Below are 20,328 nucleotides of genomic sequence, written 5' to 3'. Positions count from 1 at the left end.
AATAAATGGAAGAAAAGAGGAAAGACTATGGCTTATCAATCTGTCGACCTGACCCTGGTAGATCAGGAAATTCTGAACTCCTATTCCAACATGATCGAAGGACTGGCCTGTTATCTGGGGGAAGGGTATGAAATTGTCCTGCACTCCTTGGAAAATTACGAGCATTCCGTAATCAACATCATCAATGGATCGCATACCGGAAGAAAGATCGGCGCGCCGATCACCGATCTGGCGTTAAACATGCTGGAAAAGATCGAAAATACGAATAAGGATTATATCACCTATTTCAGCACGAACAAAAAAGGCGAACCGCTCAAATCAACGACGATTGCGATCCGCGGGGAAAAGCGGAAGATCATCGGCCTGCTTTGCATGAATTTGTATATGAACACCTCGCTGAATGATTTCGTAAAGACGTTAGTCCCGCAGACGCCGGGGTTATTAGGCCAGCCGGCGATGGAAAACTTTGCGGACAATTCCGACGAGCTGATCGAATCGACGCTGCGCAGCGTCCGCGAGCGGGTGATGAACGATTCGTCCATCGCGCCGTCGAATAAAAACAAAATGATCGTGATGGGATTGGATGATTACGGGATTTTCAACATCAAGGATGCGGTGATCAAGGTCGCCAATCTGCTGGATATTTCCAAGAACACCGTCTACATGCACTTGCGCAACAAACAGAATAACAAATAAGAAAATCTCCGGGAAGCCTGCGTTCTCCGGAGATTTTTTCAGATTGGTATGAGCGAAGCCGCGTTATCAGCAGGATTGTTTCAGCAGGGTCTTCGCTTCATCGACGCTCAGCACTTTGCCATAAGAAACGACTTTCCCCTTCACAACCAGCGCCGGCGTGCTCATTACGCCATAGGCGGCAATCTCAATCCAGTCCGTCACATGCGCGATCGGCCAGTTCAGCTTCAGCTCTTCCGCAGCCGTTCTGACTGCCTTTTCCAGCGCGGCGCATTTCGCGCAGCCGGAACCTAGAATTTTAATCCCGGCCTCCTCTTCGTTCGAATTCACCGCTGCCGCTTTGATGGAAGGTGTTTGACAGCCGCAAGCCTTCCCGGTCGTTTGTTTTCCAAAAATCCGCATTGCTTTTTCCTCCTTAGATTAAAAATCCCTGAAAGCCGTTGAACAGATAACCGACCAGAATAATTCCAATCGTGCAGACGGCAATGAACACCGCCAGCAATTTCGGTTTCACAGCTTTTTTCAGCATGATCATCGACGGCAGGCTTAACGTCGTCACCGCCATCATAAACGCCAGAATCGTTCCCAGCTGCGCCCCTTTGGCCAACAGTGCTTCCGCAACCGGAATCGTGCCGAAGATATCGGCGTACATCGGAACTCCGACTAAGGTCGCCAACACGACGCCCAGCGGATTCTTACTGCCCAGCAGCGCTTCGATCCACACTTCCGGAATCCAGTTATGAATCACCGCGCCGACGCCGACGCCGACCAGAATATAAGGAAACACCTTGCTTAATGTTTCCTGAACCTGTTGGCGGGCATAAGTCAGCCGGTCTTTCCGAGTCATGACGACATCCTCCACAGCCCCGGTCCGGGCTGAACGGATGAAGTCCTCGACCTGATCCTCAAGCTGCAGCTTTTCAATCAAGGTTCCGCCCGCAACTGCGATCACTAAACCAATGATTACATACAGCACCGCAATCTTCGCACCGAAGATACTCATTAATAAAACCAGACTTCCCAAATCCACCATCGGCGATGAAATCAGAAATGAAAACGTCACGCCTAACGGCAGCCCCGCGCTGGTAAAGCCAATAAAAAGCGGAATCGACGAACAGGAACAAAACGGCGTCACCGTGCCCAGCAGCGCGGCGATCAGATTCGCTCCGACGCCATGAAAGCGCGTCAGGATTTTCCGGCTGCGCTCCGGCGGGAAATAGCTTTGAATATAAGAAATCAACAAGATCAGCAGGCACAGCAGCACCGTGATTTTAATCACGTCATACAGAAAGAAGTGAACGCTCCCGCCCCATCTTGAGGTCACATCCAAACCCAATTTTTCCAAAAGCAAGCCAATCCCCTGATTCAGCACCGCATTCCCAGAATCTGATCCTGAATCAGCGACAAAAGATTTTGTAAGAACTCCATTTTGCACTTCCTTCCTCTTTCAGATCAAAATATTTTGATATGTTGAAATTTTTTAAAAGTCATCCGCCGATGACTTCTACATTTCGTCTGTTTTTCGGCCTGTCAGGAAAGACAGTCTACGCACAGCGTGTTCAATGCCTTCCTCGTTTAGCCGGTAATGCGTCCATTTTCCATCCTGACGGCTGACGACAATGCCCGAATCACACAGAATCTTCATATGATAGGATAACGCTGACTGGCGGATATCCAGAATCTCGATCAGCCGGCAGGCGCATTTTTCGCCATCTTTGAGCAGCTCCAGAATTTTCAGCCGGTTTGCATCGCAAAACGCTTTAAAGATTTTGGTGTCGCTGGAATATTCCTCCATCGTTTCCCTCCTCATATCAAATTTTTTTGATGTATTTTGATCATACAGTCAAACACTGAATTTGTCAATCTTCAGATCAATTTTTTTTGATATGATATCAACAATCAGGACGCGGCAGACAAACTCGCCAATCTGCGGGATATCTTCAAAAGCACAGTTGGCCTGCCTCTGCACAGCAGGCAGAACAATAAATTCTCCGGGGCCTTTGGGTTCGGAGATTTTCTTCATTTATATGGATTTTTCTTTCTGCGTAAAAGCCAGATCAAAAAAAAACGGGAGTGCCGGTATCGGGGTGTTCATTTTCCCTGTGCGGCGTTCCCGTTTTGATTTTTCTGTGCTGATCTTCGAAAGTTACAGCCAGAAGCGTTGGTAATAAATCCCGCGTAATAAGGCATGCGCGCCTTCGACGATCAGAGCAATCGCGAAGAGGGCCGACAGAGCCACCGTGCCGATCATCGGCTTGAAGAACGTCAGCAAGCCCAGAATCGTCATCGCCGCGCCGATCAAAACCAGCCAGCCCCAGCCGTCAAAGTTCAGCTTTTTCAGATCAAAGCCGCCGACCAGCTTGGACAGGCCGGAGAACATGATCCACATACCGAAGATATACGGCAGCACCGACGCGACCAGCACGCTGTTGCCCAGAAACATAAAGCCGACCAATACGCCGAGAATTCCGTCCAGCAGCTGCCAGCCGGAACCCAGCATCAGATTATGAAATACAAAATAAATCGTCAGGTCGAAAATACCGCTCAGCAGGATGACAAACCCGATCATGCCAGCCATGGAGATCAGCGACGCATCGGGATTAAACAACAGCGTACAGCCGGAAAGGATCAACAGAATCCCTGCGATAAACCACAAAATCCGAGTCATTGAATTCTTCATCATGTCCACTCCCTTTTTTTGCATCAGACCCATGTTCTGATTACACCTACATCTTAATCCTTTTTCTTTCCAAAGGAATAGACAGCCGCGGAAATCTGTCGAAATCTGAAACAATCCGCCGAGATTGTCAAAGCTGCAGGGCGCCATGGCAATCTGAAATGGCCTTTTTCAAGCAGACCGCTGATATTCATGCTTTTTTACAGAGCACTCAGGCCGGATCATCCGGGGTTAAATAGCGGGAAACAAATTCCGCATACGCCGGATCTTCCCGCAAGAAAGCCAGCTTCTCATCCCGCTGCAGTTCTTTGAGCAGCGAGCTTATTAAAATGGTGTTGAACGTGCCCACGTCATTGGTGTTTTTAATATGCGGATAGAGCGGGGAAATCGACGGATCCCACGGCTGTTTGAGCGCTTCCAGCATGCGCTGCAGAGCGTCCAGACACGGCTTCGCCTCCTTCTTTTGTAATGCCAGCAGGAAATCAGCGATCGCGTGATCGTAAGGCATCAGATCAAACTGTTCCGCGGTTTGGCGCGACAGCTCGCCATAGCGCTCAGCCCGCTCGCCCTGCCCCTGCTTCCAGCTGAGATCCATTAAATTACTCAGCTGTGTAATCAGGTTGTTCGCGGTCTTTAACAGCTGGCGTTCCATGAGATCCATTGCCTTTTCTTCCTCGCCGCTGGCAAGATGCAGGTTGATTTTCAGCTGCTGCTTATCCACGGCCAGCGGTTCGGGCAGCTGATCGAGCAGTGTCCGGGCTTCGTCCAGCGCTTTCCGCTCCAGAGCGTCGGAAAACAACATCACGATCGCAGATTCCCGGACATGCCGGTTTTCCCCCTTTGCACATAACCGCAGCCAATCGTCAGCCTGCGCCTTATACCGCGAGGCGTCTTCCGGCCGGGTCATCGTAACGGAGCCTTTAATCATCGTCGCCATGCCGTAGATCAGCGTCATGCAGTTAGGATATTCCCGGATCCTGTCCCGCGCCATTTCAAAGGCGGCTTCCAGATCGCCGTTTTTCACCTGCTCCGCGACTTCGTTCATCAGGTTGGCAACTTCCAAGTCTGTCAGCTCGTCTTGAAAGGAAAGCAATGTGTTCAAATCTGTTTTTAACAACCGGGCTAACGGCGGCAAAAGCGTGATGTCGGGATAGCTGTTGCCGTTTTCCCATTTGTTGACAGCCGGGGCGGAAACCCCCAGCAGTTCGGCGACGCGGTCCTGCGTCAGCCCCAGCTCCTTGCGGCGCTGGCGGATCACTTCGTTCATCTTCATCATGAATCTCCTTTCATGTCGTTTGCGGATCGTTAAGAAAAAGCTTTTTCCAAGTTTATCTTAACAGCTGCCCAACGCTTGTACAACTGAATGGAAAGAAGGTTTTTGTTAATTTTTTTAACTGTCAGTTAAACAAAAAATCAGATCCGCAGGCACAAGGGCTCGCAGACCTGATCGACAGGTGAAGCTTATTCGTAAGATTGGTCATGTCTTCTGCGGATAACCGGTTAATCCAGAGAAACCGACGCCGTGACGCGTTCTTTCAGCTGGCAATAGCCGGAACATTTCCGGGCTGCCGGAAACGTGAACGCCATCGACCGGCCCAGTAACAACATCGAGACCCAGGTCCCCTCACGTAAGGTCGTCAATTCCAGATGGAAAATTACGATCAAAACCAGGCTGAGTCCGATGAAAAGCATATCCGCCCGGCTGCGCAGAACACTGAACGGGATGGCCCACCGCTGGGACAGCACCATGACCAGCTGTTCAAACGGATGCCGGATTAAATCCGCCGTCATCATCACCGCCACGCCGTACGACGCCAACAGAATCCCGGCAATCATCGCCAGCCACTGGACGCCGTAGCTGCCCGGAATCCAGGTTGAGAAGCCCGGCAGATCATAACAGAACACGTTGACGATCTGTCCCTGCAGCCAGGCGACCAGCACCTGCAGCAGCTGCAGCTTGGGAAACTGCCGCCGTTGAATTAAAATCTGAATCAGGACGCAGCTGCAGTTAAAGATAATGATCAACGTACCGCTTTTCAGCCGGGTCAGAAACGCCAGATTCTGCGTGAATGCCACAACAGCCGTCTGGCCCAGTCCGGACTTCATCATAAACGACAGGCCCAGCGCCGTGATCGCTACGCCCAGTACCATTTCAATCAGCTGTAAGCCTTTTAAAGTCTTTGTTTTCATGCTTGTTCCTTTCCGATGGGAATCCCGGTGTAATTTTCAATCACCCGCAGCACGCCATAGGCCGTATTCGCCGGCGCGATGTGATTGACCTGCGCCAACAGCGGTTCCTCTGCGTTGCGCATGATGTGTCCGTAGCGGAATTCCTGCAGCATTTCCAAATCATTCTCGCTGTCGCCGAAGCACAGCACTTCCTCGTTCGCCAGGCGCCGCGATTCGCAAAGCTGCCGCAGCGCCGCCGCTTTGGAAACGGCGCTGTCCGTCATTTCAATCACATCCCCGTGAACGACGCTGACCTTGAAGTCTGCCGCAGCCCGCGCCCAATCCGCCAACGCCGGCCGGGAATCATAAATTTCAATTTTATAACAAGCGCCCAGCTGTTCCAGCGGCGTGTCCGTCAGACTCAGAAAGCCATGTTCCTGCGCGAACAGCGCCGGATCCGGCATCCGCCTGACTAACGTTTCCATCCGCTGCCGATAGGCTTGCGGATCGCTGCACCAATTTCCCTTTTCCATCGACGCAACAGCCAGAACTCCCCGCTTTTGAATTTCGTGAAGCATGTCCTGCGCCTGTTGGGTCTTCATCGGCCAGCGCTGCGTCAGCTTTCCCTCACGGTCGTAAATCAGCGCGCCGTTTAAGGCGATCACCGGACAGCGGAAGGCGTACTTCGCAAACAACGGTTCGACAATTTCCATCGCCCGGCCGCTCGCCAGCACCCATTCGATCCGACGCGCCGACAGCTTCTTTATATACTCCGCAATCGTCTGATCCAGACAATGATTCGCGTTGCACAGCGTCCCGTCCAGATCCGTCGCAATCAGCTTGATCATCGCCGTGATGCCCCCTTTCGTTCCAGAAGAAAATGACGACTGCGCGCCACTTTCAAAATTTTATTTTTTTCCAATTTACGCTTGAAGCTGAGTCAGAATCAGATCGACCATCTCGTCGGCTGCGCCGTATGGGAAATACGTGTTGAACGATTCAAACACAATCCCATATTCCTGCTTGTTGACGGCATAGTAATGAAAGCCGTTGGCATACGCGCACAAAAGCGTCGGTTTGCCATCGTATTCGCGGATCCGTTTGCCCAGCACCGTGTCGATTTCGCACGGCACCGTCACGATTCGGAAGCTGCCGAAATCCACAATCAGACATTCCGGCTCGTAATGCAAATGCGTCTGCGCCAGCTTGTCCTCGACATCGCGCAGATAGCACGCGGTAATCCGGTGCGCCCGGTCGCTGTCCGGATCGAGCGTTTCCAGCTCCGCCTTGAGTTCCCGCTGTTTTTCCAGCAGGTATTCGTTGGTCTGCGGATTGTAGTCGATCGTCATCTTCACTGACCGGACGTCCATTTTCTCCACGGTCAGCGGATGAGGATGCTTGGGGTCGATGAGCTGGGCCGCAATGCCTTCGCCATAGCGAAGACATTCATTCCAATCCACACCCTTTTTCATCAACCGCGGACTGACGTCGCCGGCTTCACCGTTGAAAATCATGACCGGCATGCCTGTCGCTCCCTGCACGCTGCGGCGGAGCACGCCGAAGAAATCAGCGGTGATATACAGGTTCTGCGCGCCCAGAATCGTCGGATGACACGCCAGGTTCAGCAGCTGCACCAGCGGCAGGCCGTCCACAGTCCGCAGCGTCAGGATCTCGCAGCGGTCGTTGTATTCCTCGCCGGGCCGGTTGCGGTTGTTATAAAAGCCGTTGATCGTAACCTGATCGAGCGTCGCCTGTGCCTCGCGCAGATGCCGCAGCGCCCATTTCGCGGAAAAGATCATTTTATCCTGAATCAGCTCCCAATACTCCAGATCCGGATCCAGTTCTTTGTTCATGCCATGGGACACCACCGGACTGTTATGGGTATGCGAACAGCTGACGCAGATATGCGACACGTCCAAGCCGCAGGCTTCGCTGACCGCCTTGCGGCAGGCGTCGGTAAACTGCTGCTCGGCAATCGCGATATCCAGCGTAAAAAACACCATCGTTTCGCCGGCTTGTAAAATCAGCGTATCCAGAAGCAGATCGTCGCGCAGACCGCAGGCCGTCCGCAGCCCTTCACCGCTGACCTGTTTCTGCTGCGCCGTCTGGTTGAAGCAAAACCGTGCTTCGTTGTAGCCTTCCATTTTGCAGGGAAGAGTCGGGTTGATGATTTCCCGCGTATATGCCGCTTTCATCCAAGCGCCTCCTTTAATTGTGAATGATGCCGGGCAAGGCAAACGAGGAACGCGCCTCTGCGGTTCCTTTTTCGCCCTTGACATGTTAAGAATTGGATATTTGATTCAAAGGAATCAGCCGATCGTATAGATGTTGCTTCCGGCTTTGACCTCGCCCAAAGCCTTGCACGCAAGCACGCCATCCTTCTTCGTCGCGATGACGAGAACGACCGGATCCAGTCCCCGGGCTTTGACAAGCTCCGGATCAAAGCTGCCGATCACTTCGCCCACGGCGACGTGCTGACCTTCTTTTACATGGATCGCAAAGCCTTCGCCCTTCATACTAACGGTGTCCAACCCGATGTGCATTAAGATCTCCTCGCCGTTATCGGTTGTAAAGCCGATTGCGTGCTGCGTGGGGAAGACCATCGCCACCGTGCCGCTGACCGGAGCCGTTAACTTCCCATCGGCAGGAATCACAGCCATGCCTTCGCCGACAACCCCGCTGGCAAAGGTCTTATCGTCGACCTGGCTCAAGGCAATCAGTTCGCCGTCCACCGGAGCGACCACCGCCGTCGGTTCCGACTTGATCTTTAAGACGGCCTTCTTCTCGGCCTGAATCGCCCGCTCGTTCTTTTCCACATTCTCGTCAAACGGTTTGATATACGTCAGCACCAGCGCGATCACAAACGCCACCGCGTAGCATAACGCCACGACCAGCATCGTATCGCCGAAGATCGCTAAGGAAATCACTGACGGAGTGGAAACGACATAACCATAGCCGCCTAAGATGGCGCTCAACGCTCCGCCGACGCCGCTGGCGATGGAAGCCGCCATAAACGGCCACTTGAAGCGGACCAGCACGCCGTACAGGCCTGGCTCCGTGATGCCTAAGATAGCGGAGATCCCCGCTGACAGCGCAATTTCCTTGTTGTTTTTATTCTTCAGCCGGAGGAAAGCTCCAAAAGCTGCACCCGCAACTGCCAGTGCGGAAATCCCGTAGATCGCGATCAGCGGATCCCGGCCATACACTTCCAGGTTGGACAGGATGATCGCCGTCAGGGACAGATGCATGCCGGTGAAGACGATGAACTGACGCGTAAAACCGACGATGAAGCCCGCGACGATCGGTGAGAAGTCAAACAGCCAGTTGACCGCCATTGCGACATAGCTGGACAGGTAGTAGCCGATCGGCCCGGTGATGCCCAGGGCGACAAAGCCCATGATGATAAACACGCAGATCGGTGCGAACAACATCCGCAAGAAATCCGGAATGACCTTGTTGACGCCCTTGTAGACATATTTCAGCACCCAGACCGACAGGATAATCGGAATGACAGATCCGGAATATTTCGCGTAGGTCACCGGGAATCCAAGCAAATGGATCGCCGTGCCGGCATTGTTGATTACCGTCGGATACATCAACATGCCCGCGACCGCCATCGCCATGAACGCATCCGTGTTGAACTTCTTCGCGCTGGAATTGGCCAGCAAGAACGGCAGGAAGTAGAATGGAACGTCCGATATAATGCTTAAGAACGTATGCATATCGCTGCCGGAGGTCAATACCTTCATCATCACGAACAGCGAGATGAAGCCCTTTAACAAGCCGCCGCCCAGAATGCACGGCAGACATGGCGCCAGGCAGCCGGCCAGGAAATCCAGGATCGCGCTGAAGCTGAATTTCTTCTTATCTTCGTTCTTTTCCCCGAAATCATCTGGTACCTCGCCACCTGAGGTCATCGGATATTGTTCGATCATCATTTCATAGATGCGGCCGACTTTCTGGCCGATGATGACCTGCAGCTGTCCTGCTTTCCACTGTGCCCCCAAAACACCCTCGACGTTTTCCAAGGCGTTCACGTCGGCTTTCTTTTCCTCTTTGAGCGTAAAGCGGATGCGGGTGGAACAATGCATCGCCGTGTTGATATTTTCCGTCCCGCCGACCAGCCGGACGATCTCGTCGATCATTTTCTTTTCCTGAGCGTTGCCCTTCATGCGTTCTTCTCCTCGTTTCTGTTTGTTTCTTTTGTTGCCGGCCTTCCCCAATCGCGGCCGTTGGAGCGGATCAGACGGGAATACCAATAGAAGGAATCCTTCGGAATGCGGCGCAGATCCAGCGTTTCCTCGTCTGTCGTGTTGATATAAACCAGACCATAGCGCTTCGCCATTCCGTTGCCGGTGCTTAACAGATCGGTAAACGACCAGGGATTATAGCCGATCACCTCGCACCCGTCTTCAATCGCCAGACCGACCTGATAGATCTGATCGCGCAGGAAGGCGATCCGGTTCGCATCGTGCACCTGGCCGTCCGGGCCGACCTGTTCGTGCGCGCCCAGTCCGTTTTCCGTGATCATCATCGGCAGGCGGTAATGATCCCAGACATACCTTAGCATATACCGCATCGCAACCGGGTCGATTTCCCAATCCCAGTCCGTCGTTTCAACGTAAGGGTTCGGCGCCAGAGCATATTCACCCGGAAATTTCGGATAGACGAACTGACCTTTTTTACCTTCTTTATTCAGCGCCAGCTCCAGGTAGCTTTCCTCCTTCGGGCAATGCTTCGCGACGTTGGAACGGTAACAGTTGAGGGCGAAGTAATCAATTTTCGCCTGACCGATCAGTTCCATATCCCCCGGCCGGATATCCGGATCGATGTCGTGCAGCTTCCAATACTGTTTGACAAATCCGCTGTATTCGCGGAACGCATACAAGTCGTTCCAGATTTTTTCCGTCAGTTCTTCGGCGTTCATCGCTGCGATCTGATCCAGCGGCTTGCAGCTTTCCGGGTAGATCGGGACATAGCCCGGCACCGGCCCGATCTTGCCGCCCTCGACTAATTCATGGCAGGCGATCACAGCCTTGGCATGGCACAGGTTCATGATGTGGTTAATCCGCCACTTGTCTTTTTCCCAATCGGCGCAGCCCTTGTCCAGCCCCAGCCACTTGCCGTAGACGATCTGCATGTTCTGTTCGTTGATCGACAGCCAGTATTTAACGCGGTCGCCGAACGCCTCGAAGCAGACGCGGACGTAGTGGTCGAACAGCTCAATCACCCGCCGGTCGCGCCAGCCGCCCAGCTCGTCCACCCATACCGGCATGTCGTAGTGGTACAGGGTGACGATCGGCGTGATGTTGTGCGCGAGCAGCTCGTCGATCAAATCGTTGTAAAATTGAATACCTTCCGGATTGACCTTGCCTTCGGAAGCGGGAATGATCCGCGGCCAGGCAAGCGAAAAGCGGTAAGAGGTGAAGCCGCACTCCGCCATCAGCTGTACGTCTTCTTTCCAGTGGTGGTAATGATCGGCGGCGATTGAATTGTCAGCATAAGGTTTTTTCGTCTTACTGTTGAGGTCGATGATGGCCGGTGTGCGGCCGCCTTCGGCGACCCCGCCTTCAACCTGCCAGGCCGCAGAGGACGCTCCCCACAGAAAGCCCTCCGGAAAAATTGGATCTCGTCCGTAGTCCATTGTTTTCTCTCCTTTGCCCCTTCCGCAATGCGGATTGGCGGCGCTTATTGAGAGTCTCCATATTTTCTGACGTAGACGCTGTACAGCACATCCAGCACATAGATCGTTCCATAGGTATAATAGACGGATTTCGCTTCCTGCGACCGGTCGGCGGCGCTCAGATGATAGATCGTATCATAGACGTCGTCGAAGTCATGGCTGCGGTTGAGCGTAAAGAGGATTTTATACGCCGGATTGTCCCGCAGGTAATCGCGCGAAGCGGCGGCGAACAGTCCGGATCCGGAAATCACCAGAAGCAGATCCTCTTTCTGCAAATGCTTTACGAAATCAATATTCTCATACATATCGGAAACCATCCGGATGACCTTGTTCTGAAAGATCATCGAATGCTGGAACTGAGCGACCGAGGTCGCGCCGACACTGGAGGTCAGAAAGACGACCTCGCGGGCGTCGTGAATCCGTTCGGCCAGCCGCTCGACTTCCGCCGTGTTCATGCGCTGATCCAGCTCGGCGATCATCGCGTTAATTTCCTGCGTCAGGGTTTCGCGGTAGTTCTCCCGTCCGGCATGCTTCTGAAAGCTTGCCCGCTGATCGTCGTACTGGGCGAATTCATCTTTAAACGCGACGAAGTTCTCATACCCGATCGCCTGACAGAACCGGCGGATACTGGAACGGGACACAAAACAGTCGGCGGCCACGTCATAAATATTGAGCCTCGACAATTCATGATAGTGCTCGAGAAAATATTCAGCGAGAATGAAATAGGGATCTCCCTGATTGTTTTCATTCAGCACGTTAAACAAGGAGTTCAGCAAACTGAGCCGATTGATCTTCATACCTAGGTTCCTCTCTGTTCTATTGAATCCTGTTTACCACTGTTGTCGCCTTCATCTTAGCATGCGCTTCCATCGTTTTGGGGTTCAGAAATCGACCCTGAATCTATGCCCGGAAATCCGCTTTTGTTAAAGGAGATCAAGCGCTTACAGTCAAATTGGAAAAAGGCCGGGGAAAACAGGTTTCTGCACCCTTGAATGTACGGCAGTATTTTTATCGTTGTCAACCCGGAAAAAGAAGAAATAAAAGGAAAAAAGCGAAAAAGCAGAAGGCGGGGATGAGCTTTGCGGCCAGCGAAGCGGGATAACAGCAAAAAAAGAACCGCGGCGATCACACCGCAGTCCGTAAAAGGGAGTCAATAGAGCCTGCTTTTCGCCTCAGATACAGACAGAAAGCAGGATCAGTGGAATTTTTTGTCAGATGAAAGTCAGCGCACTCAGGGCTTTGGATCACATGGCAAGGTCTAAATGTTGTCGATCGGATACATCGGGCGCAGAATCGTGCGGTACTGGATCTTTTCCGTGCACTGGTTCGTCGCACCGTCGGTCAGCGACATCACGCTGAACTTCGCCAGTTCCTTTAAGCGCGGGTAAATGTAACCCTGCTTGACGATGATCAGATCATAATCAAACAGATTCAGACCGGCCGCGGTATATTGTTGATCTTCCGCGAAAGAAACGGCTTTTTCCGCGATGATCACGTCGATCGCCGTGCCGTCCAGCGTGATCGTCGTGCAGGTGCCGACGGACAGCGTTTCGCCATAGTGGTGATGCAGCTCGCCGGTGGCTTTGACGGTGCCTTCCAGATGCACCTTCGCCGACAATTCATCCAGATTCGCGCCCAGCTCGACGCTGACATGGGTACCCGGCTGTTTGTCTTTCAAAGCCAGGGCGGTTTCCGCGTCCGCGATGCAGGCGAACACAATCCGCTTGCCATGCAGATCTTCGGCGGCCAGGCATTGCTTTAATATCGTTGTGTTGCAGCCCGGACCGCCGGCGGTGCAGTTATCTCCGGAATCGGTGATGACGACCGGGGATTGAGGATAGTCAACCGCCTGTTGGAAGGCGTCTTCCGGCTCCAGCGCGTTGCCGGTGAAATGGAACTCCCGGCGCTTGCTCCAGGCAAAGGCCGCGATCTGATCGGCTTTTTCTTCCGCATACGCCCGATCGTTCTCTGTCTGCGGAACGACGATGACGCTGGCGCCGCATTTGGCGTTGTCATGGCGCACATAGCCGATATGATAGGAACAGCACAGAATCCGCGGATCGGCCTCTATTTCATCGAGCAGCTTGTTGATGGAAACCATCGGCTCATCCAGTGAAACACTGCGCTCCCCGCCGACTAAAATCGGAACCTTGCGGTACACCGGATGAATATCGCGGCGGTTGTTCAGTAAGTCGATAAACAGCTTCGCTACCAGCCGGTGACAATCCGGCCGGTCGGTATGCGGCGAATGCCGGAAAGTGCGGATAATCTGGCAGTTGTCGGCCTGTTCCTGCGACAGATTGCCGTGCGGATCCATGACCATTGCGATCGGCAGGTAAGGTCCGACAAGCTTGCGGATTTCGCGGATGATCGTATGCTCGCCGCTGCCCCCTTCCAATCCGAGGACATTGCTAGCGCCATGCAGGAAGAAAAACATCCCGTCAATCTCGTCGATGTGTTCGCGCACGCCGTTCAGGAATTGTTCAAGAATGAAGTCGAACGCTTCCCGGGTGACGCGGCCCCCAGCCCGACCGTCTGCGTAAATCGTCGGAATGACTTCGATTCCGGCTTCCTCAAACAAATCGCGGACATACAGCGCGTCGACGACGTCATCGCCGGTTTTCATCATAAAATCCTGCAGCGCGCACGGTTTTTTCACGCGGGCGTTGGATTCGGCGACAAAGCCGCCAATTAATACTTTCATGTGGTGAACCCCTTTCTTCGTTTATTTACCCCAAGTATACGCATCCTGAAAAAAGAAAGGGGGTCAGAAATTGACCCTCAACTTTTTTCCATAAAAGAAAGAACGGAAAGCTCAGCGCTTTATTTTCAGAACCTTTTGACGGTTAAGCATCAGCGGCCGGTAGTACGCCACGGTATCGCACATCGGCAGCACGTCTTCATGTAAGATAATGCCCAGCTCCTTTTGAATATAAGCCCGGCGTTGGCGGATTGTATCCCACAAAATCGGATCTTCTTTCTCGATCTGACGGCGCAAAGCCTCATCCGCCAAAGCCACGGTGCTTTCCGCTCCGGTTCCCCCATAGCCTTGCAGCGACGGAATGATGTCGATCTGGAAAAGCATCCCGCTGACTAACGGAATCGTGGACCCCGGGGTGATCGGCGAACAGAGCCATTCCTCATCCGCGCTCAAATGTCCCGGATTCAGCGACCAGTGATACTGCGCCTTAGGCAATACCCTTTCGATACACTCGTACAGCTCGCCGCCCAAAAGGCCGACCTTCAGCGTTTCCAGCCATTCCGCGACGGCGGCATAATAGGGCATGGCCAGCTTTTCCAGATAATCCTGCGCGCCTTCCGGCAGCTGCGACGGATCGCTGACGGCATAGCCGGCCCGGCTGGTCAGTCCGCCCTTGTACCCGGTCGTTAACGACAGCTTATCGCCAAGTTGGATCGCTTTGCCGCGGGGATACAGATTTGCTTTTTCAAAGCGGTCGCCGGTGGAAAAGATCGTTACGACGCTCGGGCGCTGTCCTTCGGCGTTCATCAGCGAGCCGATTTCCAGCTCGGTCTTTCCCGGGGCTAATGCTTCCATCGCCCTCAGCACACAGTCGGAAGCCAGCGAAGCACCGTATTCATAATGGATCAGTTCGTTGGCGTTGTTCGTGATCCGCGCGCCGTTACGCGGATCAATAAACAACCCCGTGGCGTTGATCAGCCGGCCCCCGGCCTGACGCAAAGCCTCGACGATGAACGATGGCACGTCAAACAGCGTGCTGTTTTCCTCTGTCTGGCTGGTGAACAGCTTCCAGCCGGCCACGCCGACCTTCATGCCGGATTCAATCCCGGCCTGCGTGAAAAAATCGCACAGACGGCCGTCATCCGTCATCGGCTGATTCGGCAGTGAGAAAAACGGAACATGCAGCATCGTCGCCGGAATCCGCGAATAGTTGACCATTTTCGTATTTTCATTTCCCAGCAGCAAGACCGCTTGGCCAGTCTTGAACAGCAGCAGCATCGACTCCTCAAAGCGGGTCAGAAAACCGGTTAAATACTCAAAGTTGGAACCATGTTCCAGATCACAGTAAACCGCCAGACAGTCAAGCTGATGCTCTGCCATCCGGGCCAGAATTTTATCCCGCCGCTCCCGCATCGTCTGATCGCTCAAGAAGACCGGCTGGCGTTGTTGATGAAACCGCGGAACAGGCGCGCTGTCCCAGATTACTTTTCGTGTCATATTTTTCCTCCCTGAAGATAAACTTATCCAATGCCGGCAGGGCTGGCCAGAACCGGCTGCGGATTTTGTTATTCCGATTATAGCATCCCGACAGAGGCAACGCGGGACAATTTTCGCTCCTGACAAAATTTCATGTTCTCTGCGCCTTTTCCTCACTGCCTCGCCGCGTAAAACCGAATCCGCCGGCAGACCGGCAACATTTCCAGCCGTTTTTTTCTCTTTCACACGCTTCTGATCCAGAATTAAGTTTGGTCGGCAAAGAGCCAATGTTGGAAAAAAGATTTGTATTCCCCAACGATTCCCCATACAATAAAAATAGAATTCAATCCTCTGGCTGCGGCCTGCCTCCCGGTTGCGACCCTCAGACGTTTTTTTGAACATACCAGAGCAGAAGAAAGCAAAGGGGGATTTGCTTTTTCTCTGAATAAGGGGTGACTTCGATGAAGAAAAATATTCTGATCCGCACAAACTTGCTGGTGTGCCTGATCATCGTGATCGGCTTTTTAATAACGGCCTTCCTGAGTTATCAGATGAATTACACCGTTTCGCTGGATAACATTGAACAGGTTTCCAGTCTTACCTCCGAAGGAATCTATTACCAGCTCACAACACTGTTTACCAAACCGGTCAACATCTCGCTGACCATGGCCAACGACAGCCTGCTTCGCACAACGCTCTTGCAGGAACAGGAAAATCTGGACAGTTCCGAGTATATTGAGACACTGCGCGAGTATCTCAACAGCTATCGGATAAAATACAACTACGATTCCGTTTTTCTCGTTTCATCTGCGACCCATCGCTATTACAATTTTGAGGGTTTGGATCGGACGCTGGAGCCGGAAAATCCGGAAAATGACTGGTATTATGATTCCTTAAGTTTATATCAGGATTACTGGATCAATGTGGATAACGATGAAGTCGCCGGAGCGAATAATAAGATTACGGTCTTCATTAATTGCAGCATCCAGGAGGATGACGGCACGCTTTTGGGCACGGTCGGCGTCGGCTTGCAGATTGATTCGCTGCAGGCGCTGATTCAGGAATATGAAAATCAGTACAATGTTGAAGCCTATCTGGTTGATCAAAACGGCATGATCGAGATCGCATCGCATTATACCGGCTATGAAAAGGTCAATTTCTTTTCACTTTTCGATTATCCGCAGGATATCCGGCAATCGTTATTGATCTGGAATAAAGGCGAAGCCGCCGACAGCTTCTGGACCGCGCAGGATGGACGGCGTTCCGGTGAAGATTACCTGATCACCCGTTATATTCCCGAGCTGGACTGGCATCTGGTCGTCCGGCAGGATACCGGCAAGTTTCTGGCTGAGCTTAGGCAGGAGATGCTGCGCTCGGCTTTGATCATCCTGATGATCATCATCTTCATCCTGATCGTCATCACCCGCGTCATCCGCAGCTTTAACCGCCAGATCGTCGCGCTGACGCAATCCATGGAGCAGGAAAAACGATCCATCTTCAAAAAGGCGACCGAGGAGTTATTCGACGACATTTATGAACTGGACATTACACGCAACCGGCCGGCGAATGAAGCGACGGTTCAATATTTCATGAGTCTGGGCGCAGAAGCCAACACGCCGTATGACGAAGCATTAAAAATTGTAGCGGAAAAACAGATCAAAGAGGAATACCGGCAGGGTTATATCGACACCTTTAAGCCGGAAAATGTCATCAAGGCGTATGAAGCAGGGCAGGACACGTTAAAATATGAATTCTTGATGTCCACCGGCGGCGATTATTTCTGGATGCGGATCACTGCCCGGATCATTGCACAGAAGAGCGACGGTTCGCTGCACATGCTGACCTACCGGCAAAACATCGACGCTGAAAAACGGCAGGAGAACCGGCTGCAGGAACTGGCGCAGCTGGATGAAATGACCGGCCTGCTGACAAAGACAGCCACCCGGCGGCACATCGAACATTTATTGAAAGAGAAACCGGATCAGCTGTACGCTTTCTTCATTCTGGATATTGATACGTTCAAGCAGGCAAATGATCTGTATGGTCATGCCTTCGGTGATTCGGTGATAGAAAAATTTGCGGCCGTGCTGCGCGCTCAGTTCCGCGAACAGGATATCATCGGCCGGATCGGCGGCGATGAATTCGCGGTCTTCATTCCGGCGCCGGATATCGCCTGGGTAAAGAACAGAGCTCAGCGGTTGTTAAAAGCGCTGTACTATACGCACATGGCTTTGGGAAACAGCTGGGATGTCAGCGCCAGCATCGGCGTTGCGCTGACGGCGCGGGAAGCACAGGATTTTGAATCGTTATATCAGAAAGCGGACTCCGCCCTCTATATGTCCAAGAAAAACGGCCGCAACAATTACACGTTAAAGCCGTAACGGTGTGCTCAAACAAAGATCCGGGAATTCCCCAGGCGGAATTCCTTTTTCAGATTAGATTATTGAACCTTCCAAGAACAGACGAAACTTTCTCATCCTGTTTGACCCGGCGAGTCCGCAGACCGATTACTCTGCATCTTTCAGTTGCCGCAATTTTCTGACTTCATTTCCTATTCCCTGTGAAACCCTGTATAATGTCCTTAGTGAAAATTCAGCACAGGGAGGCTACCATGGAATCAGCGATTACAATCCTCAATCAAATCATTAAAATGTTCCTGATGATGGCCGTCGGCTATCAGTTGTATCGAAAGAAAACGATCAACGACGACACGACCGCCCGGTTATCCAATATTCTCTTAATGGTCGCTACTCCCTGCACGATTGTGACTTCTTTCAATCAGGAATATTCAGCAGAGAAATTACAAGGATTAATGTTCGCTTTCCTGTTAAGTCTCGCGGTATACGCCGCCAACATCCTCATCGCTCAGCTTCTTTTCAAGCCAGAGGAACGGGTTGAAAAATTCTCGCTGGTGTTTTCCAACGCCGGTTTTCTGGGGATTCCGTTAGTCACCGGCTTATTGGGGATTGAAGCGGTATTCTATCTCGCCCCGTTTATCGTCTGCTTCTATTTGTACGCCTGGACGTATGGCGTTGTTGTGATGTCGGGAAAGAAAGAAAACATCACGATCAGAAAAATCGTGACGAACCCCTGCATCTGGGCCATGATCCTGGGCGTCGTCATTTTCCTGACAGTGAAACCGTCGCCGCCTTTTATGGAAGCCATAGAGTCGCTGGGATCCCTGAACACGCCGTTGGCCATGTTGGTGTTAGGAGCATATCTGGCAAAAAGTCCGCTCGTCCACATGTTCAAAAACAAAACGGCCTATCGCGTCAGCTTTGCCCGCCTGGCGTTGATCCCCGCGCTTTTATTGGCAGCGTTTTGCTTCATTCCTGAATCCTATGCCACGATCCGCACGGTCATTCTCATTTCTGCCGCGGCTCCCTCCGCAGTGCTGGCTCCGGTTTTTGCCCAGATGTTTGATCAGGATATTACATTAGGCGCACAGATTGTCAGTCTTTCCACACTTCTCAGTCTGTTCACCCTGCCGCTGGTCTTGTTTATCTCGGAAATGATTTGGTAAACGCCGCTGTTTTCGCTAAGCTGGATTCTGGAAATAAATTGAAATCCGGAGAGAAAATAGGGTATTTCGATTTTAATGCGAGGAAAGACATTACCCGTCAGGGCATGAATAACGAAACAGGGATGATGACCGCAAAAATGGATAGGGATGAACAAGGGAACATTTCCTGTGTTATTCATATCGGCGATTCTATTGACCAGAATACGCATGAAACAAGCAAGAATATGAACTTCATATTATCCGGACATGGAAAAGCCATTTTTGATGGAAAAGAAGCAGGTTTAAGAAAAGGAACTTGTCCTATTTGTAAAAAAGGTTCTGAGCCTAGGCATCCTCAATCCGTACGATGAAGCTGTATGCCTTATCACAGTAGTTGTAAAACGATAAATTGGGCTTGTCAGATAGAAAAATATGAATTTGAAGGGAGGTCATGTTTATTAAAAAGTTTAAGCTTTTTATCATTCCCATATTATTTTTCATTCTGATAGATCAAACTGTAAAAATAACGATATCAAGAGGATTCATGCAGTATGAATTCGATATCCTTTCTGGAATCCTCAGGTTTAATCCGGTATTAAATACACGTTTATCTTATTTTGGAAATTTTATTGAACTATTATCAGACTCCTTCGTAACGATTCTTCTAAATGTTTTTGCTTTAGGGATCTTGATATCGGGCTATTTATTGTATAAGAGAAAAATAGAAAATACTAGTTTCCCAGTAAAAATGATACTGATTTTCGGCTTAGCTGGATGCTTGTGCAGTCTGATTGATAAGCTGTTTTGGGGTGGAAGCTTAGATTTTCTACAAATTCCCAACTTCTTTATTTTTGATTTGAAAGACTGTTATATTACGATAGCAGAAATTCTATTTGTTATTCTTGGAATTTTACATCGTCAGGAAATATCAGTAAAAGAGTATCTACGTTTTTGCTGCAATAAGTTTAAATTGTAAAAATCCAGTTTCAAAAATGGATAAATTAAAAGCTGGAGAACTAATTATGGGCTATATCGTTAGAAACATAAGACATTCGGAAATCCCAGTTGAATGAGTGGAACACGGAATCAAATCAGATTTAAACACAAATGGTCAATCAAGCTGACATACAGACAATCGGCTCCGCAAATTGGATAAGCCCAATATTCAGGGAGAAAATCATCTTATTCACTTTATCAAAAAGACCTGCGCAGACACGCTGTCCGCTCAGATCTTCTGATTTCGGTTCTATAAATTTTGGTGTTGGTAGAAACCAACGCCTTTTTTTCTTGAGCATAAAAAAAAGAGACATAGGTAAGAATTTCCGTTACAATAAAATCACCACAAATTACAGAAAGGAAATCTCACTATGTCCATTACTCATTCTATCGTATCTGTTCTCAATTTAAAAGATCCTCATCTTCATTTC

At 51.2% G+C, this 20,328-nt stretch carries 18 protein-coding genes and 1 pseudogene; 5 read left to right on the top strand and 14 right to left on the bottom strand.

From position 1 onward, the window contains the following. Window positions 1–27 precede the first annotated feature (27 nt). Entirely contained in the window at window positions 28–696 is a 669-nt protein-coding gene (locus I2D94_RS00095) for a transcriptional regulator (RefSeq protein WP_072683179.1), read from the top strand. Window positions 697–762: 66 nt separating this feature from the next. Here the strand turns inward: I2D94_RS00095 and I2D94_RS00090 are convergent, their stop codons facing one another. The 14 genes and pseudogenes from I2D94_RS00090 to I2D94_RS00025 all read right to left on the bottom strand — a co-directional run bounded on the left by I2D94_RS00090 (window position 763) and on the right by I2D94_RS00025 (window position 15,420). Further along, window positions 763–1,095 (bottom strand): thioredoxin family protein, encoded by a 333-nt coding sequence (locus tag I2D94_RS00090; RefSeq protein ID WP_195395177.1) that lies wholly within the window; start codon window positions 1,093–1,095, stop codon window positions 763–765. A gap of 13 nt (window positions 1,096–1,108) precedes the next feature. Continuing rightward, a pseudogene (locus I2D94_RS00085) lies at window positions 1,109–2,121 on the bottom strand (permease). 76 nt (window positions 2,122–2,197) lie between these two features. Continuing rightward, on the bottom strand, window positions 2,198–2,488 hold the full coding sequence (locus I2D94_RS00080) for a helix-turn-helix transcriptional regulator (protein WP_072683176.1): 291 nt from the start codon (window positions 2,486–2,488) through the stop codon (window positions 2,198–2,200). Window positions 2,489–2,536: 48 nt separating this feature from the next. Further along, the gene (locus tag I2D94_RS00075) at window positions 2,537–2,716 is read right to left on the bottom strand and encodes a hypothetical protein (RefSeq protein ID WP_195395176.1); all 180 of its coding nucleotides are present in this window, start codon (window positions 2,714–2,716) and stop codon (window positions 2,537–2,539) included. 123 nt (window positions 2,717–2,839) lie between these two features. After that, complete coding sequence (locus I2D94_RS00070) at window positions 2,840–3,376, bottom strand: HdeD family acid-resistance protein (protein ID WP_083538376.1); 537 nt, start codon at window positions 3,374–3,376, stop codon at window positions 2,840–2,842. 205 nt (window positions 3,377–3,581) lie between these two features. After that, window positions 3,582–4,643, bottom strand: a complete 1,062-nt coding sequence (locus I2D94_RS00065) for a helix-turn-helix transcriptional regulator (RefSeq protein WP_195395175.1) — start codon at window positions 4,641–4,643, stop codon at window positions 3,582–3,584. A gap of 227 nt (window positions 4,644–4,870) precedes the next feature. After that, entirely contained in the window at window positions 4,871–5,560 is a 690-nt protein-coding gene (locus I2D94_RS00060; RefSeq protein WP_195395174.1) for a YitT family protein, read from the bottom strand. Further along, window positions 5,557–6,387, bottom strand: coding sequence for an HAD family hydrolase (locus I2D94_RS00055; protein ID WP_195395173.1), 831 nt, complete (start codon window positions 6,385–6,387; stop codon window positions 5,557–5,559). The genes I2D94_RS00060 and I2D94_RS00055 overlap by 4 nt, the downstream gene beginning before the upstream one ends. A gap of 75 nt (window positions 6,388–6,462) precedes the next feature. Beyond that, window positions 6,463–7,734, bottom strand: a complete 1,272-nt coding sequence (locus I2D94_RS00050; RefSeq protein WP_195395172.1) for a hypothetical protein — start codon at window positions 7,732–7,734, stop codon at window positions 6,463–6,465. 114 nt (window positions 7,735–7,848) lie between these two features. Then, window positions 7,849–9,711 (bottom strand): glucose PTS transporter subunit IIA, encoded by a 1,863-nt coding sequence (locus I2D94_RS00045; protein ID WP_195395171.1) that lies wholly within the window; start codon window positions 9,709–9,711, stop codon window positions 7,849–7,851. Continuing rightward, a complete protein-coding gene (locus tag I2D94_RS00040; protein ID WP_195395170.1) occupies window positions 9,708–11,183 on the bottom strand; it encodes a glycoside hydrolase family 1 protein in 1,476 nt (491 codons plus the stop codon). Before I2D94_RS00040 ends, I2D94_RS00045 begins: the two co-directional genes overlap by 4 nt. A 44-nt stretch (window positions 11,184–11,227) precedes the next feature. Further along, on the bottom strand, window positions 11,228–12,019 hold the full coding sequence (locus I2D94_RS00035) for a MurR/RpiR family transcriptional regulator (RefSeq protein ID WP_072683168.1): 792 nt from the start codon (window positions 12,017–12,019) through the stop codon (window positions 11,228–11,230). Between the two features lie 461 nt (window positions 12,020–12,480). Next, window positions 12,481–13,926: a M81 family metallopeptidase gene (locus I2D94_RS00030; protein ID WP_195395169.1), complete on the bottom strand. Its 1,446-nt coding sequence runs from the start codon at window positions 13,924–13,926 to the stop codon at window positions 12,481–12,483. Between the two features lie 111 nt (window positions 13,927–14,037). Further along, window positions 14,038–15,420: a Xaa-Pro peptidase family protein gene (locus tag I2D94_RS00025; protein WP_195395168.1), complete on the bottom strand. Its 1,383-nt coding sequence runs from the start codon at window positions 15,418–15,420 to the stop codon at window positions 14,038–14,040. 440 nt (window positions 15,421–15,860) lie between these two features. Between I2D94_RS00025 and I2D94_RS00020 the strand changes: the two genes are divergently transcribed. From I2D94_RS00020 to I2D94_RS00005, 4 genes are all read left to right on the top strand, one after another. After that, window positions 15,861–17,780 carry a sensor domain-containing diguanylate cyclase gene (locus I2D94_RS00020; RefSeq protein ID WP_195395167.1) on the top strand — a complete coding sequence of 640 codons (1,920 nt, stop codon included), beginning with the start codon at window positions 15,861–15,863 and terminating at the stop codon, window positions 17,778–17,780. Window positions 17,781–18,010: 230 nt separating this feature from the next. After that, on the top strand, window positions 18,011–18,922 hold the full coding sequence (locus I2D94_RS00015; RefSeq protein WP_195395166.1) for an AEC family transporter: 912 nt from the start codon (window positions 18,011–18,013) through the stop codon (window positions 18,920–18,922). Then, entirely contained in the window at window positions 18,916–19,272 is a 357-nt protein-coding gene (locus I2D94_RS00010) for a hypothetical protein (RefSeq protein ID WP_229056697.1), read from the top strand. The genes I2D94_RS00015 and I2D94_RS00010 overlap by 7 nt, the downstream gene beginning before the upstream one ends. Window positions 19,273–19,352: 80 nt before the next feature. Beyond that, a complete protein-coding gene (locus I2D94_RS00005; RefSeq protein ID WP_195395165.1) occupies window positions 19,353–19,877 on the top strand; it encodes a signal peptidase II in 525 nt (174 codons plus the stop codon). Window positions 19,878–20,328: the final 451 nt, after the last annotated feature.

This window comes from Holdemania sp. 1001302B_160321_E10 (assembly GCF_015552275.1).
Classification (GTDB): domain Bacteria; phylum Bacillota_I; class Bacilli_A; order Erysipelotrichales; family Erysipelotrichaceae; genus Holdemania.
This window is presented reverse-complemented; position numbering and strand designations above follow the sequence as displayed.

Bases quoted from the DNA above. Each gene is read 5' to 3' on its own strand.
- I2D94_RS00065 (WP_195395175.1), bottom strand. From the start codon at position 4,643: ATGAAGATGAACGAAGTGATCCGCCAGCGCCGCAAGGAGCTGGGGCTG.
- I2D94_RS00075 (WP_195395176.1), bottom strand. From the start codon at position 2,716: ATGAAGAAAATCTCCGAACCCAAAGGCCCCGGAGAATTTATTGTTCTG.
- I2D94_RS00060 (WP_195395174.1), bottom strand. From the start codon at position 5,560: ATGAAAACAAAGACTTTAAAAGGCTTACAGCTGATTGAAATGGTACTG.
- I2D94_RS00035 (WP_072683168.1), bottom strand. From the start codon at position 12,019: ATGAAGATCAATCGGCTCAGTTTGCTGAACTCCTTGTTTAACGTGCTG.
- I2D94_RS00090 (WP_195395177.1), bottom strand. From the start codon at position 1,095: ATGCGGATTTTTGGAAAACAAACGACCGGGAAGGCTTGCGGCTGTCAA.
- I2D94_RS00040 (WP_195395170.1), bottom strand. From the start codon at position 11,183: ATGGACTACGGACGAGATCCAATTTTTCCGGAGGGCTTTCTGTGGGGA.
- I2D94_RS00095 (WP_072683179.1), top strand. From the start codon at position 28: ATGGCTTATCAATCTGTCGACCTGACCCTGGTAGATCAGGAAATTCTG.
- I2D94_RS00025 (WP_195395168.1), bottom strand. From the start codon at position 15,420: ATGACACGAAAAGTAATCTGGGACAGCGCGCCTGTTCCGCGGTTTCAT.
- I2D94_RS00055 (WP_195395173.1), bottom strand. From the start codon at position 6,387: ATGATCAAGCTGATTGCGACGGATCTGGACGGGACGCTGTGCAACGCG.
- I2D94_RS00080 (WP_072683176.1), bottom strand. From the start codon at position 2,488: ATGGAGGAATATTCCAGCGACACCAAAATCTTTAAAGCGTTTTGCGAT.
- I2D94_RS00050 (WP_195395172.1), bottom strand. From the start codon at position 7,734: ATGAAAGCGGCATATACGCGGGAAATCATCAACCCGACTCTTCCCTGC.
- I2D94_RS00020 (WP_195395167.1), top strand. From the start codon at position 15,861: ATGAAGAAAAATATTCTGATCCGCACAAACTTGCTGGTGTGCCTGATC.
- I2D94_RS00030 (WP_195395169.1), bottom strand. From the start codon at position 13,926: ATGAAAGTATTAATTGGCGGCTTTGTCGCCGAATCCAACGCCCGCGTG.
- I2D94_RS00005 (WP_195395165.1), top strand. From the start codon at position 19,353: ATGTTTATTAAAAAGTTTAAGCTTTTTATCATTCCCATATTATTTTTC.
- I2D94_RS00015 (WP_195395166.1), top strand. From the start codon at position 18,011: ATGGAATCAGCGATTACAATCCTCAATCAAATCATTAAAATGTTCCTG.
- I2D94_RS00070 (WP_083538376.1), bottom strand. From the start codon at position 3,376: ATGATGAAGAATTCAATGACTCGGATTTTGTGGTTTATCGCAGGGATT.
- I2D94_RS00045 (WP_195395171.1), bottom strand. From the start codon at position 9,711: ATGAAGGGCAACGCTCAGGAAAAGAAAATGATCGACGAGATCGTCCGG.